General features: G+C 68.7%; 12 protein-coding genes. 7 read left to right on the top strand and 5 right to left on the bottom strand.

Annotated elements, in window-relative coordinates:
• Positions 1-9: 9 nt before the first annotated feature.
• The gene (locus AAG801_RS21485) at positions 10-2,049 is read right to left on the bottom strand and encodes a PEP/pyruvate-binding domain-containing protein (RefSeq protein ID WP_341890187.1); all 2,040 of its coding nucleotides are present in this window, start codon (positions 2,047-2,049) and stop codon (positions 10-12) included.
• 118 nt (positions 2,050-2,167) lie between these two features.
• Between AAG801_RS21485 and gorA the strand changes: the two genes are divergently transcribed.
• The gene (gene gorA, locus AAG801_RS21490) at positions 2,168-3,526 is read left to right on the top strand and encodes a glutathione-disulfide reductase (protein WP_341890188.1); all 1,359 of its coding nucleotides are present in this window, start codon (positions 2,168-2,170) and stop codon (positions 3,524-3,526) included.
• Here the strand turns inward: gorA and AAG801_RS21495 are convergent.
• A complete protein-coding gene (locus AAG801_RS21495; RefSeq protein ID WP_341890189.1) occupies positions 3,523-4,431 on the bottom strand; it encodes a 2-dehydropantoate 2-reductase in 909 nt (302 codons plus the stop codon). The genes gorA and AAG801_RS21495 overlap by 4 nt on opposite strands.
• Before the next feature lie 140 nt (positions 4,432-4,571).
• Between AAG801_RS21495 and AAG801_RS21500 the strand changes: the two genes are divergently transcribed.
• Both AAG801_RS21500 and AAG801_RS21505 read left to right on the top strand, forming a co-directional pair.
• Positions 4,572-6,089 (top strand): AMP nucleosidase, encoded by a 1,518-nt coding sequence (locus AAG801_RS21500; RefSeq protein WP_192193946.1) that lies wholly within the window; start codon positions 4,572-4,574, stop codon positions 6,087-6,089.
• A 186-nt stretch (positions 6,090-6,275) separates the two neighbouring features.
• Complete coding sequence (locus AAG801_RS21505) at positions 6,276-7,235, top strand: tripartite tricarboxylate transporter substrate-binding protein (RefSeq protein ID WP_341890194.1); 960 nt, start codon at positions 6,276-6,278, stop codon at positions 7,233-7,235.
• A gap of 6 nt (positions 7,236-7,241) precedes the next feature.
• On the opposite strand, the gene AAG801_RS21510 is transcribed toward AAG801_RS21505, so the two are convergent.
• Complete coding sequence (locus AAG801_RS21510) at positions 7,242-7,937, bottom strand: helix-turn-helix transcriptional regulator (RefSeq protein WP_341890190.1); 696 nt, start codon at positions 7,935-7,937, stop codon at positions 7,242-7,244.
• 83 nt (positions 7,938-8,020) lie between these two features.
• Here AAG801_RS21510 and AAG801_RS21515 point away from each other — a divergent pair, with 83 nt between their 5' ends.
• Positions 8,021-9,187: a cytochrome P450 gene (locus tag AAG801_RS21515; protein ID WP_341890191.1), complete on the top strand. Its 1,167-nt coding sequence runs from the start codon at positions 8,021-8,023 to the stop codon at positions 9,185-9,187.
• Between the two features lies 1 nt (position 9,188).
• Here the strand turns inward: AAG801_RS21515 and AAG801_RS21520 are convergent, their stop codons facing one another.
• Positions 9,189-10,154: a pyridoxamine 5'-phosphate oxidase family protein gene (locus AAG801_RS21520; protein WP_341890192.1), complete on the bottom strand. Its 966-nt coding sequence runs from the start codon at positions 10,152-10,154 to the stop codon at positions 9,189-9,191.
• Entirely contained in the window at positions 10,151-10,816 is a 666-nt protein-coding gene (locus tag AAG801_RS21525; protein WP_341890193.1) for a glutathione S-transferase, read from the bottom strand. Before AAG801_RS21525 ends, AAG801_RS21520 begins: the two co-directional genes overlap by 4 nt.
• Positions 10,817-10,921: 105 nt before the next feature.
• On the opposite strand from AAG801_RS21525, the gene AAG801_RS21530 reads away from it, so the two are divergent.
• The 3 genes from AAG801_RS21530 (at position 10,922) to AAG801_RS21540 (ending at position 13,676) form a co-directional block, all read left to right on the top strand.
• Positions 10,922-11,812, top strand: coding sequence for a LysR family transcriptional regulator (locus AAG801_RS21530; protein ID WP_101491374.1), 891 nt, complete (start codon positions 10,922-10,924; stop codon positions 11,810-11,812).
• A gap of 86 nt (positions 11,813-11,898) precedes the next feature.
• Positions 11,899-12,813 carry an ATP-binding cassette domain-containing protein gene (locus tag AAG801_RS21535; protein ID WP_095747081.1) on the top strand — a complete coding sequence of 305 codons (915 nt, stop codon included), beginning with the start codon at positions 11,899-11,901 and terminating at the stop codon, positions 12,811-12,813.
• A 14-nt stretch (positions 12,814-12,827) separates the two neighbouring features.
• A complete protein-coding gene (locus AAG801_RS21540) occupies positions 12,828-13,676 on the top strand; it encodes an ABC transporter permease (RefSeq protein ID WP_099793623.1) in 849 nt (282 codons plus the stop codon).
• The last annotated feature ends 216 nt before the right edge of the window (positions 13,677-13,892 follow it).

Genomic DNA, 13,892 nt, shown 5'->3' on the forward strand with positions numbered 1-13,892 from the left:
GCTGACTAGCTAGCGCCGCCGCTCCACATACGGCCGCGCCTGCAGCAGCACGATCTTGTCGCCCACCGTCGCCCACTCGATGTCCTGATCGACCGCGTTGAAGGTGCGCTTCACCGCCGCGCCCACGTTCGCGAGTCGCACCACCAGTTCGTCGGTCAGCACGTGGCGGCCCAGTTCCACCGGCACTTCCTTCACGCCGCCGTCCTTGTCCAGCTGCAGCGCCGTCTCTTCGGCCGAGCGGCTCAGCACCTGGATGGCCTTCGACCAGCTCGAATACATCACCTGCTCCGCCACGCGCTTGCCCTCGACCACGCGGATGCCGATGCCGCGCTTGGCCGAGATGTAGGTGACGTGCGGGTGGCCGGCGTCGAAGGGGTCGCGCGTGATCATCACGCCGGCATTGGTCGAGTCGATGGCGGTCTGCACGAACACGCCCATCAGCACCGACTCGGCACCAAAGCCCGCGGCGCTGCGCGCCTCCCAGGCCTCGGGGTTGAACACCGAGGCCCAGACCTTCTTCACCGCGAGCTCGAGCGCGTCGCCGGTCTTGACGTTGGGCACCGTCGTGTAGAGTCCCGCGCCGCTGAAGCCCGGCAGGTCTTCCGAGTTGGACGAGCTGCGCACGAACACGCCGCCGCCGCCCAGCTGCGATTGCCACGTGGCACGCCATGCTGCCGCTGTGGCGGGCTCGACGGGCCATTGCACGATCTCGTCGCGCAGTTGCGCCAACGCTTTCTGCCGCACCTGCGGATCGCCCGCGAAGCCGGGTTGCTGCTGCATGCGCGCGATGCGCTCGGCCAACCCGTTCGACCGCATGAAGCGGTCGTAATGCGCAAACGGAATGCAGAAGCCGTCGGGCACGGTGGTCGAGGGAATGCGCGCGGCGAGCACGGCGCCGAGGTTGGCCGCCTTCGAGCCGCATTGCACGCTGTTCCGCGCGCGCAGCGAGGCCAAGGGCAGCAGGCGCGTCTCGCGCAGGTCGGGCGTCGCGGCCTTGCTACCGGGCAACGCGCCGGTGGCGGCGGCACGCACCGCGCGCGGCGGCAGCGCGGCGATTTCTTCCGCCGTGAGGCGGCGCAGCTGGTAGCCCGAGGCCGCCACCTTCAGCGCCACCCACTGGCCCGCATGCGCCTTCAACACCGTGGCGGCATCGCGCACATAGGCGTTCGGAATGCCCCAGCCCTTGGCCAGCAGGTTGACGTGCGACAGCGCCGTGGACGGCCGCTCGGTCAGCACGCCGGCCACCGGCGGCAGGTTGATCGGCACCTCGCGCAGCACGGCGATGTCGTCGGGCAACAGCGCGTTCATGCCCGAGGCGTCGTTCACGATGCGCACGCGGCCCGTGGCGGTGCCGAGGTTCATCGGCAGGAAGGGCTGCTCGCGGATCAGCGCCTCCTGGCTCACGAAGTCGATGCCGGCCTCCTTCGCAATGCGTTCGTGCAGCGTCGAGTTGGTCTTGAACTTCACCGGCGCGAAGAAGCTGGCCTTCACCTGCGCCTCGGCCTCGCGCAGCAGCGGCACGGTCAGCCGGTCGCCTTCCCAGAACTCGTAGGTGAAGGTGCCGATGTTCTGCTGCCAGCTCAACGTGCCGAACAGAAAGCGCCGGTCGGGCACGAGGTAGTTGCGATCGATCTCGCGCTTGACCGTGTTCGGCGTGAGCCGCGTGTCGCGCAGGAAGCGCACATGCAGCTGAAAGCGCGGCGTGTCGATGTAGTGCATGCGCGCCGGCCTGGCCTGCCGGTCGATCGCGAACAGCACGTGGGCCAGCTGCATCGGCGTGCCGGCGTCATAGACGCGCGCCAGCGTGTCGAAATCGCCCTGGCTGCGCAGCGCCGGCAACGAGGCCGGCACGGCGGGGCGCGGCACGAGCTGTGCGGCGGGCCCTTCGGGCTGCGGCTGGTTCTGCTGCTGGTAGTACGACGGCTTGCGCGCGAGCTGTGCACTGGCCGTCAGGCAGACGAGCGCCAGTGCACACAGGGCCACGCCCTTCTGCGGCCACCCGGACGCGATGCGGAGGATGTTTCTCTGGCTGTGCGTGTTGTTCTTCATAGGCTTCGGACTCCCGTTGCGACGAGCGCGAATTCTCGCTCGCCACCGGCCTTCAAGTCCCGCCGCGAGCACCGCCTTCGCCTCACCGCTACAGTCGGCCGCAAGGAGTGTCTTTCCCATGCAACCATTCGATTTCGACCTCTTCGTCATTGGCGGCGGCAGCGGTGGCGTGCGCGCCGCGCGCATGGCGGCGCAAACCGGCGCGCGCGTCGCGCTGGCCGAGGCCGCCGAACTCGGCGGCACCTGCGTCAACGTGGGCTGCATCCCGAAGAAGCTCTACAGCTACGCCGCCGGCTATGCCGAGGCCTTCGAGGAAGCCGAAGGCTACGGCTGGAAACTGCCCGAGGCGCCGCAGTTCGACTGGGCGCACCTCAAGACGCAGCGCGCCAAAGAGATCGGCCGGCTCAACGGCATCTACGGCTCGCTCTTGAAAAATTCGGGCGTCACGCTCGTCACCGGCTGGGCGCAATTGGTCGACGCCCACACAGTGGAAATCGAAGGCAAGCGCCACACCGCGCGCCACCTGCTCGTGGCCACCGGCGGCACGCCCTTCGTGCCCGACATTCCGGGTCGCGAACACATCGTGACCTCCGACGCGATGTTCGACCTCGACCCGTTCCCGAAACGCCTGCTGGTGGTGGGCGGCGGCTACATCGCCTGCGAGTTCGCATCGATCTTCAACGGTCTGGGTACGAAGGTGACGCAGCTGCACCGCCGCGCCCACCTGCTCACCGGCTTCGACGACGACGTGCGCCAGTTCCTCGCGCACGAGATGGGCAAGGCCGGCGTCGACGTGCGCCTGAACTGCGAGGCCTCGTCGATCGCACGCGGCCCCGACGGCCTCGTGGTCACGCTCGCACGCGGCCAGCAGATCGAGGCCGACACCGTGCTCTTCGCCACCGGCCGCGTGCCCAACACGCAGGGGCTTGGCCTCGAGGCCGCGGGCGTGAAGGTCGACGACAAGGGCGCCATCGCCGTCGATGCGCACTACCGCACCTCGGTGCCGTCGATCTACGCCGTGGGCGACGTGTCGACCCGCGTGCAGCTCACACCGGTGGCGCTGGCCGAGGCGATGGTGGTGGTCGATGCGCTGTTCGGCAAGGGCAAGCGCGGCATGGACTACGAGTTCATTCCCACCGCCGTGTTCACCCACCCCAACATCGGCACCTGCGGCTACAGCGAGATCGACGCACGCGCGAAGTTCGGCGAGGTCACCGTGTTCTCGAGCGAGTTCAAGTCGCTGCGCCACACGCTCTCGGGCCGCAGCGAGCGCACCTTCATGAAGCTCGTGGTCGACAAGAAGAGCGACCGCGTGGTGGGCCTGCACATGGTGGGCGCGGACGCGGGTGAAGTCGTGCAGGGCTTTGCGGTGGCGATGCGCGCGGGTGCGACGAAGGCGCTGTTCGACAGCACCATCGGCATCCACCCCACCGCCGCCGAAGAGTTCGTGACGATGCGCGAACCGATGCCCGGCTAGAGACTGGCCTGCGGCTGCTTGCCTTCGAGCAGCTTCACCATCACGAACAGCACACGGTTCGCCGGCGTCGGCACACCCAGCGCCTCGCCGCGCCGCACGACCAGCCCATTGAGGTGGTCGATCTCGCTGCGCTTGCCGCGTGCGAGGTCTTGCGCGGTCGACGAATACTGCGACGGCATCGACTGCGCGATGCCGCGCACCGCCGCGTCGACATCGCCCGGAATGACGACGCCTTCGGCCTTCGCCACCGCGAGGCATTCGGCGACCACATCACGGATCACGTCGCTCACGCCGATGCCCTGCACGAGTTCGCCGTAGGGCAGCTGCGACACAGCCGACAGCGCGTTGTAGGCGCAGTTGAGCACCAGCTTGGCCCACAGCGCGCCGCGCACGTTGTCGGAAATCTGCGTGGGCACGCCGGCGGCGATCAATGCCTGCGCGACCTCTTCGCTGCGCCGCGATGGCGCGATCACCAGTTCGCCGCGGCCGTGGTGCTTCACGTGGCCCGGCCCGGCCATCTCGGTCGCCACGTAGACCACGGCAGCGGCCACGTCGTGCGATGTCAACACCGATCGCACGCGCGCGTCGTTGTCGACACCGTTCTGCAGCGTGAGCACCAGCGCGCCGGGCGCGAGGTGCGGCTGGATCTGCGCGGCGGCCGATTCGGTGTCGGTGGACTTCACGCAGAACAGCACGAGGTCGGCGCCCTGCACCGCGCTCGCGTCGGTGCTCGCATCGAGCGGCACCTGCACGTCGAAAGTCTTCGTCTCCAGCCGCAGCCCGTTCGCGCGCACTGCCTCCACATGCGACGGCCGACCGATCAGCACCACCGCGTGGCCTGCGCGCGCCAGCATGGCGCCGTAGTAACAGCCGACCGCGCCGGCACCCATGACTGCGACTTTCATTCCTTCACCTTCCTGCATTCGTTGAGCGGAAACCATCGAGGTTAATCACTTCGCGCCCGGCACGCCGGGGCGCGCGCCGATGCACGACACCGCCGCGCGGCGACCGCCCACGCGTCACGCCCGCATTGCACAATGACGCCATGCCCTACATGCCCACCTTCGTCGCTCCCGCCCGCTTCACCGACGCCGCCGAGGCGCTCGACCAGGTCAAAGCCATCTACCAGGGCGGGCTCGCCCACCTGCGCGAATCGATGCTGCGCTTCGTGGCCGGCGAGGCGCTGCCGGGCCGGGTGCGGGCCTGCTACCCGTTCGTGCGGGTGCACACGCACACCGTGTCGCGCCACACGCCGCCGGCCAACGCCGGCCTGAGCTACGGCTTCGTGGCCGGCCCCGGCCGCTACGAGACCACGCTGACGCGGCCCGACCTGTTCTCGCGCTATTACCTCGACCAGTTCCGCCTGCTGCTCGAAAACCACCAGGTCGAGCTCGAGGTGGGCACCAGCACGCAGCCCATTCCCATCCACTTCTCGTTCGCCGAGAACGACCACATCGAAGGCACCATGAGCGCCGAGCGCCGCGCCCTCATGCGCGACGTGTTCGACCTGCCCGACCTGGGCGCCATGGACGACGGCATTGCCAACGGCACCTTCGAGGCGCTGCCCGGCGAGCCCCAGCCGCTGTCGCTGTTCACGGCGGCGCGCGTCGACTACTCGCTGCACCGCCTGCGCCACTACACGGGCACGGCGCCCGAGTGGTTCCAGAACTTCGTGCTGTTCACCAACTACCAGTTCTACATCGACGAGTTCGTGCGCCTGGGCCACGAGGCCATGGCCGACGAGAACAGCGAGTACATCGCCTTCATCGAGCCCGGCAACGTGATCACGCGCCGGCGCGGGCTGGCCGCGGGCCACAGCGACACCTTCGCCCACCTGCTGGACGGCAGCCAGGGCACCGCGCCGCCGCGCCTGCCGCAGATGCCGGCCTACCACCTCGTGCGCGAGGACTACAGCGGCATCACCATGACGAACATCGGCGTCGGTCCGGCCAACGCCAAGACCATCACCGACCACATCGCCGTGCTGCGCCCGCACGCCTGGATGATGCTGGGCCACTGCGCCGGCCTGCGCAACACGCAGCAGCTGGGCGACTACGTGCTGGCCCACGCTTACGTGCGCGAAGACCACGTGCTCGACGAAGAGCTGCCGCTGTGGGTGCCGATTCCGGCGCTGTCGGAAATCCAGCTCGCGCTCGAGCAGGCGGTGGCCGACGTCACGAAGTGCGAAGGGCCCGAGCTCAAGAAGATCATGCGCACCGGCACCGTGGCCAGCACCGACAACCGCAACTGGGAGCTGCTGCCCGCCAACCAGCCGCAGCGCCGCTTCAGCCAGAGCCGCGCCGTGGCGCTCGACATGGAAAGCGCGACCATTGCGGCCAACGGCTTCCGCTTCCGGGTGCCCTACGGCACGCTGCTGTGCGTGAGCGACAAGCCGCTGCACGGCGAGATCAAGCTGCCCGGCATGGCCAACCACTTCTACCGCGAGCGCGTGGAGCAGCACCTGCGCATCGGCATGCGCGCCATCGAGATCCTGCGCGAGGAAGGCACGACCCGGCTGCACAGCCGCAAGCTGCGAAGCTTCGCGGAAGTGGCTTTTCAGTAGGCTCCGACGCGTTTCGTTTGCTTTTCCTGTGCTTTCCCTCAGGGTTTCTCCCTGTGGGGGCGAGGGCGTGATTGCCTTGTTTCGCGGACATCATTGGCTGTCACGTACACCACTGGAAACACGATGCGCCCGTCTTCGCTGCCTGCAGCCGCCCTTCCCCTGTCCCGCCGCCGTTTCGGCACCTGGCTGGCAGCCTCGGCCGCTGCCGCCGGTGCGGGCCAGGCCGCGCTGTGGGCCGGCAACGCCCGTGCGGCCGACGCGCCGCTGAGCAGCAAGCTGCGCATCGTCATTCCCGCGAACGAAGGCGGCGGCTGGGACCAGACCGGTCGCGCCCTCGGCGCCGCCCTGCTGGCCTCGGGCGCCGTGGGCACCGTCACCTACGAGAACATCGGCGGCAAGGGCGGCACCATCGGGCTGGCCAAGTACGTCGAGAAGTACGACGCCGATCCCGAGGCGCTGCTGGTCAGCGGCATGGTGATGGTCGGTGCGGTGGCGCTGCAGAAGCCCGCCGTCACGCTGGCGCACGTGTCGCCCGTGGCGCGGCTCACCAGCGACTACGAGGTGGTCGCCGTCAAGGCCGACTCGCCCATCAAGACCCCCAAGGACCTCATCGCCCAGCTGCGCGCCGATGCCGCCAACACGGTCATCGCGGGCGGCTCGGCCGGCGGCGTGGACCACATGTTCGCCGGCATGCTGGCGCGCGTGGCCGGCGCCTCGGCGTCGCTGAACTACCAGCCGCACCCGGGCGGCGCGCAGGTGGTCGAAGCGCTCGACACGGGCAAGGCGGCAGCCGGCATTTCGGGCTACAGCGAATTCGCCGAGCACATCGCGAACGGCAAGCTGCGCGCCATCGGCGTGTCGTCCAAGCACCCGTTCCAGGGCATTTCGTCGGTGCGCCAGCAGGGCGTGGACGCCGACCTGGCCAACTGGCGCGGCGTGATGACCGGCAAGAAGGTGCCGCCCTACCGCCGCGGCCAGCTGCTCGACGCGGTGCAGCGCGCCACCGCGCACGACCTCTGGCAGAAGACCATCAAGCGCAACAACTGGGACCCGTACTGGATGGCGGGGAAAGACTTCGAGAGCTTTCTCGAGCTCGACATTGCGATGGCTGGCCCGCTGATCTATCTGCTCAAGCTGAAAGCCTGAGCGCCTTCAGGCAAACAACTCCGGCATCTCCCGCTGCGCCTTCGGCGTCAGCGTGAGCGCGCGCCCGTCGAGCTCTTGCCGCACCCAGCCGCGCCGCAGCGACAGCTGAAGCCACGCGGCGCCGAGTGCGCCGCCCAGGTGCGGGCGGCGTTCGCTCCAGTCGAGGCAGGCGCAGGCGAAACGGCGGCGTGAACGGCGCACAGCGTCGACCTCGACGCCCAGGCTCTCCAGCGCGATGGCGCCGTCGGGCGTGAGTTCGTACGAGCCGCTCTGCAGCCCGCTGAGCCAGCCCTGCGCATGCAGCCGGTCGTGCAGCGCGACGCCCGCGGTGCCGGCCATGTGGTCGTAGCAGGTGCGGGCGCTGCGCAGGCGGCTCGGCGTGTTGGGTTGAAAGGCGGCAGCCGTCGGGCGCGGCGCGCCGGCCACGACCATGAGGCTTTCGAGCGCAGCGGCCACGTCGTCGCTGGCCAGGCGGAAGTAGCGGTGCTTGCCTTGCACGAGCACCTCGACCAGCCGCTCTTCCTTCAGGCGCGCGAGGTGCGCGCTCGCGGTCGAGGCCGCCACCTCGGCCACGGTGGCGAGTTCGGTCGCGGTGCGGGCGTGGCCGTCCATCAGGCAGTTCAGCATGCGGGCGCGCGCCGGTTCGGCGATGGCGCCGGCGAGGCGGGCGAACTGGAAGTCGGAAGCGGTGGTGTCGTCCATGCGGCCATCCTAAAGCGACGCCGCATCCCACACTTCGTTCGCGACCGAAGTGTGTCGGCAGCTGCGAACGCACACTGCGCGCCATGACCACCGCTGTGCTCACCCACCACCCCGCCGACCCGGTCGCCGCCGCCACGCACGCCGACCCGTACCCGTACTACGCCACGCTGCGCGACGGCCCGCCGCTCGCGTGGCACGACGGCTTGCGCGTGTGGGTCGCGAGCCGCGCCGATGTGGTCATGCAGGTGTTGCAGGCCCACGCCCCGCTGCGCGTGCGCCCCGCCACCGAGCCCGTGCCGCGCGCGATCGTGGGCAGCCCGGCCGGCGAGGTGTTCGGCCACCTGGTGCGCATGAACGACGGCCCCGCGCACCAGGCGCACCGGCCGGCGTTGCAGCGCGCGCTGGCCGGGCTCGACCTTCATGCGGCACACGCCGCCGCGCTCGACGTGGCGCAGCAGATGCCCACGCACGCGCCGCTCTCCGATGCGCTGTTCTCGCTGCCCGTGCGGGCGATGGCGCACCTGCTCGGTTTCGACGACGCGTCGCTGCCACAGGTGGACCGCTGGATGCGCGACTTCGTCGCCTGCCTCTCGCCGCTGTCGAACGCCGACCAGTTGCAGGCGGCAAGCACGGCGGCCGGCGAGCTGATGAACCGCTTCGAAGCCCTGAGCGCGAACGCCTCGCCGCGCGACGGCACGCTGCTGGCGGCGGTGCTGACCGAAAGCGCCGCGAGCGCACCGCTCTCACGCGCGCTGCTGGCGAACCTCGTGGGCCTGCTCTCGCAGACCTGCGACGCCACAGCGGGCCTGCTGGGCAACAGCCTGATCGCACTGGTGCGCGAGCCCGCGTTGCGCCCGTTGACTCGCACGCGCGACGGGCTGCTCGCGATCGTCGAAGAGACGGCGCGTCACGACCCCTCAGTGCAGAACACGCGCCGCTTCGCGATCGAGCCCATCGAGATCGCCGGCACCTCGCTGGCGGCGGGCGATGCGGTGCTGGTGCTGCTGGCCTCGGCGCACCGCGACCCGGTGTTCAATCCCGAGCCCGACCGCTTCATGCCCGTGCGCGCCCGGCGCCGCGTGCTCGGCTTCGGCCATGGCATGCATGCGTGCCCCGGGCAGGCACTGGCCTGCACGCTGGCCGCTGCTGGCCTCGAGGCGCTGCTGCGTCAACAGCGCGCACCCGATCTCGATGCGCTCAGCTGGCACTACCGGCCGTCGGTCAACGGACGCATTCCCGTCTTCGACTGAGTCAATGCGCGGCCCAGCGGCCCGTGCCCGCAAGGTGCGGCGACAACGCGGCCTCGCCCCAACGCAGCGGCAATGCGGCCGGACGGCGCAGCGCACGCGTGACATGAAAGCGCATCAGTCGCTCCGCGCCCTCGAACGCCGCGACCTCGGGGCCGTCCGTGACGATCTCCGCCGTGGCGCTCAGGTGCAGCAGCTCGCCGGTGTCGAAATCGACGAACAGCAGACCCGCGCGCGGGTGCGCCTGCAGGTTGCCGAGCGTGTTGAAGAAGCGGTTGCCGTTGAAGTCGGGCACCGTGAGCACGCCGCCCGCATCGACACGCACGAAGCCCGGGCGACCACCGCGGTGCGACACATCGACGCCGTGGGAGCGCGCATCGGCTTCGTCGCCCACCGCCGCGGCGTCGGGGTACGCCGTGGCGATGAACAGCGTGTCGGCCGCGCCGATGAGCCGTTCGGCCGCGAGATCAAGCGTGTTGAGCCACTGCACGGCAGGCTCGTTGACGGGCGGTGCGGCAAACACCGGCTCGCGCGCCTGGATGTAGCGCGGGCAGTTGCCGAAGCTCTGCTGCACCTCGACCATGAAGCCGGCCGCATCGAGCGCCTCGACCGTGCCGTTCATGCGGTTGCGCCGACGCGTGTGCGGCTGGATGCCCAGCAGCCCCAGCGTGGCGCCGGGCGCGAGCTGGCCCGTGAGCGGATCGCCGGCGCCCGGCAGCGCATCGATGCGCAGGTGCGTGGCGTCGGGCGAGTGCACGAAGCCCGCTGGCGCGGCGAGCATGCTGGCCCACGGCTGCAGGTCGGCGTCGAGGCTGCCGACGACGAGGAACGGCAGCAGCGAGAAGAACTCGCGGTGCTGGTCGGGCATGTAGTCGCGGATCACGCGCGGCCCGATGGCCTCCATCTGCTCGCGCGAACCCACGAGCGACTGCAGCGCGCGCTCGCCCGCGTGGAATGGCGCGGCGATCATGCGACCGCCGCCAGGCCGACCGGTGTGCGCACCATCGGCACGAACCCCGGCAAGGCTTCCACGCGCGCCAGCCACGCGCGCAGTTGCGGATACGCGTCGAGCGACACGCTGCCCTCGGGCGCATGGGCCACGTAGGCGTAGTTCGCGATGTCGGCCAGCGTGGCCGACGGGCCTGCGAGAAAGGCCTGGCCGGTCAGGCAGGTCTCCATCACGGCGAGCAGCGCGTGCGAGCGTTTGACCGTTTCGGTCGGGTCGGTGTCCAGGCCGAACAACGCCATCACGCGCGCCGCCGCGGGCCCGAACGCCAGCGGGCCGGCCGCCACCGAGAACCAGCGCTGCACGCGCGCCGCGCCCACCGGGTCGCGCGGCATCCAGCGCGCCGGATCTGCGGCATAGCGTTCGTTGAGGTACACGAGGATGGCGTTGGAATCGGCCAGCGTGACGTCGCCGTCCTCGATCACCGGCACCTGGCCAAAGGGGTTGCGCGCCAGGAACTCCGGCGTGCGGTGCTCGCGCTGGCGCAGGTTGAGTTCGACGATCTCGAAGGGCAGGCCCAGCACCGTGAGGAAGAAACGCACGCGGTGCACGTGGCCCGAGATCGCGTTGCCGTAAAGCTGGATGGGCTGGGCTGGCACGCGGGCGGCGGTGGTGTTCTCGGTCATGAAGAGTCCTTCAGGTGGGTATGCCCTCGATTCTTCTCTCTTCCACCAAATGAATGAATAGCCTTTTCCGGATTTGACTGCTGCGTTTTCCGGTTTAATCGCGCCATGGACCGCTTCAAAGCCATGCAGACCTTCGTGCAGATTGCCGACCAGGGCAGCCTGACCCGCGCCGCCGAGGCGCTCGGCAGTTCGCTGCCCGCCGTGGTGCGCGCGCTCGCCGCGCTCGAGGCGCACCTGGGCGTGCGCCTCTTTCACCGCACCACGCGGCGCCTGTCGCTCACCGAGGAAGGCCGCCACTACCTGCCGAGCGCGCGCGAGGTGCTGCTCGCGGCCGATGCCGCCGACCAGGCGCTGAAGGCCGAGGCGCGCGAACCGGCCGGACAACTGGTCATCACCGCGCCGGTGCTGTTCGGCCACATGTACGTGGCGCCCGCCATCGTGCGTTTCATGCAGCGCCACGAGAAAGTGCGCTGCAGCGTGCGGCTGCACGACCGCACGGTGAACCTGCTCGAAGAGGGCATCGACGTCGGCATCCGCATCAGCCCGCTCGAAGACTCGTCGCTGGTGGCGCAGACGCTGGGCACCATCCGGCGCGTGGTGGCGGCCAGCCCCGCCTTCCTGGCACAACACGGCGTGCCGCGCCATCCGCGCGACCTGGCGGGTGCGCCCTGCGTGCGCGGGCGCATTGATGCACCGCCGCAATGGGCGTTTCGCGACGGCGGCAAGACCGTGTACGTCACGCCCGAGAACCGCCTCGAGTTCAACCATCTCGCGCCCGCCATCGAGGCCTGCGCCGCGGGCATGGGCTTCGGCACCTTCTTCTCCTACCAGGTGCTGCCGTATGTGGCCCAAGGCCGGCTGCAGCTGGTGCTTGAAGACTACGAGCCCGCGCCCCGCCCCGTGAGCGTGATCTACCCCAACGCGCGGCTGCTGCCGGCGCGCACGCGGGCCTTCATCGACTGGATGAAAACGGAGTTCAGCGGGCTGCGCATGTAGCGGCTGCGTCAATCGGCTCGCTGCGTCAGAATGGCCGCGTGCCATCTCTCACACCCCCCTCCTCGCCCTCTTCTTCCTCTTCCCCGTTGTTCCAGGTCCGTGGGCTGCGCAAGCGCTACGGCGAGACCACGGTCGTCGACGATCTCTCGTTCGAGATCGCACCTGGCGAGTGCCTGGGCGTGATCGGGCCGAACGGCGCGGGCAAGACCACCACCATCCGCATGTGCCTGGGCCTGACCGCGCCCGACGGCGGCAGCATCGAGGCACTGGGTTTGCAGATGCCGCGCGACGCGCTGGCCATCAAGGCGCAGTTGGGCGTGGTGTCGCAGTTCGACACGCTCGATCCCGACTTCAGTTGCGCCGAGAACCTCGTGGTGTACGGCCGTTATTTCGGTTTCAGCAAGGCGCATGTGCGCGCACGCGTGCCGCAGCTGCTGGAGTTCGCCGCGCTTTCGCACAAGGCCGACGCCAAACCCGGCGAGCTGTCGGGCGGCATGCGGCGGCGGCTGTCGCTGGCGCGCGCGCTGGTGAACGACCCGAAGTTGTTATTGCTCGACGAGCCCACGACCGGCCTCGATCCGCAGGCGCGGCACCTGATGTGGGAGCGGCTGCAGGTGCTGCTGCAGCAGGGCAAGTCGATCTTGTTGACCACGCACTTCATGGACGAGGCCGAGCGTCTGTGCTCGCGTCTGCTGGTGCTCGACCATGGCCGCAAGATTGCTGAAGGCCGCCCGCGCGATTTGATCGCCGAGCACTTGGAGCCTGATGTGGTCGAGGTGTATGGCAACGGTGCGCTGTCGCTGGCGGGCTCGGCGGAGCTGCAGGCTTTGGCTGCGCGCGTGGAGGTGAGCGGTGAGACCGTGTTCTTCTACACGCAGGATGCGCGGCGTTTGCTCGATGCGCTGACGCAGCATGGCGGGCTGCGCACCTTCCATCGGCCGGCCAACCTGGAAGATCTTTTCCTCAAGCTCACTGGCCGGCAGATTCGCCAGGATGGCTAGCTAGACCTTCTTTTATGAACACGACCACTGCTTCTTCTGCTGTTCCCCCCGAAACACCTGTGCCGCCTTCGCCCTCTGTGTGGCGCGCGCCTGAGCTGTCGATGCGATGGTGGCCGGTGTTTTTGCGCAACCTGCTGGTGTGGCGCAAGCTCGCGCTGCCTAGCCTCATCGGCAACATCGCGGAGCCGCTGATCTGGCTTGTGGCTTTTGGCTACGGCATGGGCGCACTCGTCGGGCAGGTGACGGTGGATGGCACGCAGGTGCCGTACATCCTGTTTTTGGCGAGCGGATCGATCTGCATGAGTGCGATGAATGCGGCGAGCTTCGAGGCGCTGTATTCGGCGTTCTCGCGGATGCATGTTCAGAAGACGTGGGACGGGATCATGAATGCGCCGGTGGGGCTGGATGACATCGTGCTCGCCGAGATGTTGTGGGCGGCGTTCAAGTCGATCTTTACTGTGACTGCGATCTTGTTTGTGATGCTGGGACTTGGGATCAGTCACAGCCCTAAGCTGATCGTGGCGTGGATGGTGTTGATTGGGTGCGGGATCACGTTTTCTTCTGTGGCGTTGATCTTCAATGCGTTGGCTAAGGGGTATGACTTTTTTACCTATTACTTCACGCTGTTCATGACGCCGATGATGTTTTTGAGTGGGGTGTTTTTTCCGCTGGAGCAACTGCCTTCTGCTGTGCGTGCTGTGGCTGCCTGGTTGCCGTTGACGAATGCTGTTGCTTTGGTGCGGCCGTTGTTTATGGATCGGTGGCCTGAGGGGTGGTGGGTGCATGCGGGTGTGTTGGTTGTGTATGCGGTCGTTGCTTTCTGGGTTGCTTTGGCTTTGACTCGGAAAAGGTTTCGGGGGTAGTTCGTTGATGCGTTGGCTTGGTTTGCTTCCCGAGGCCGGGTCTCGCCCCGGCGGGCGACCTACTTTTCTTTGCTTCGCCAAAGAAACGTAGGCAAAAGAAAGGCGACCCTGCTGTCTGCGTCCCTCCGCTTCGCTGCGGGCAACCTGCGGTGCTCACGTTTCGCGGGGTCTCGCCCAAACTCGCTTCGCTCAAACAAGGGCGAGCCCTGATCCGCG

The sequence above is a fragment of the Variovorax sp. YR752 genome, from assembly GCF_943372545.1.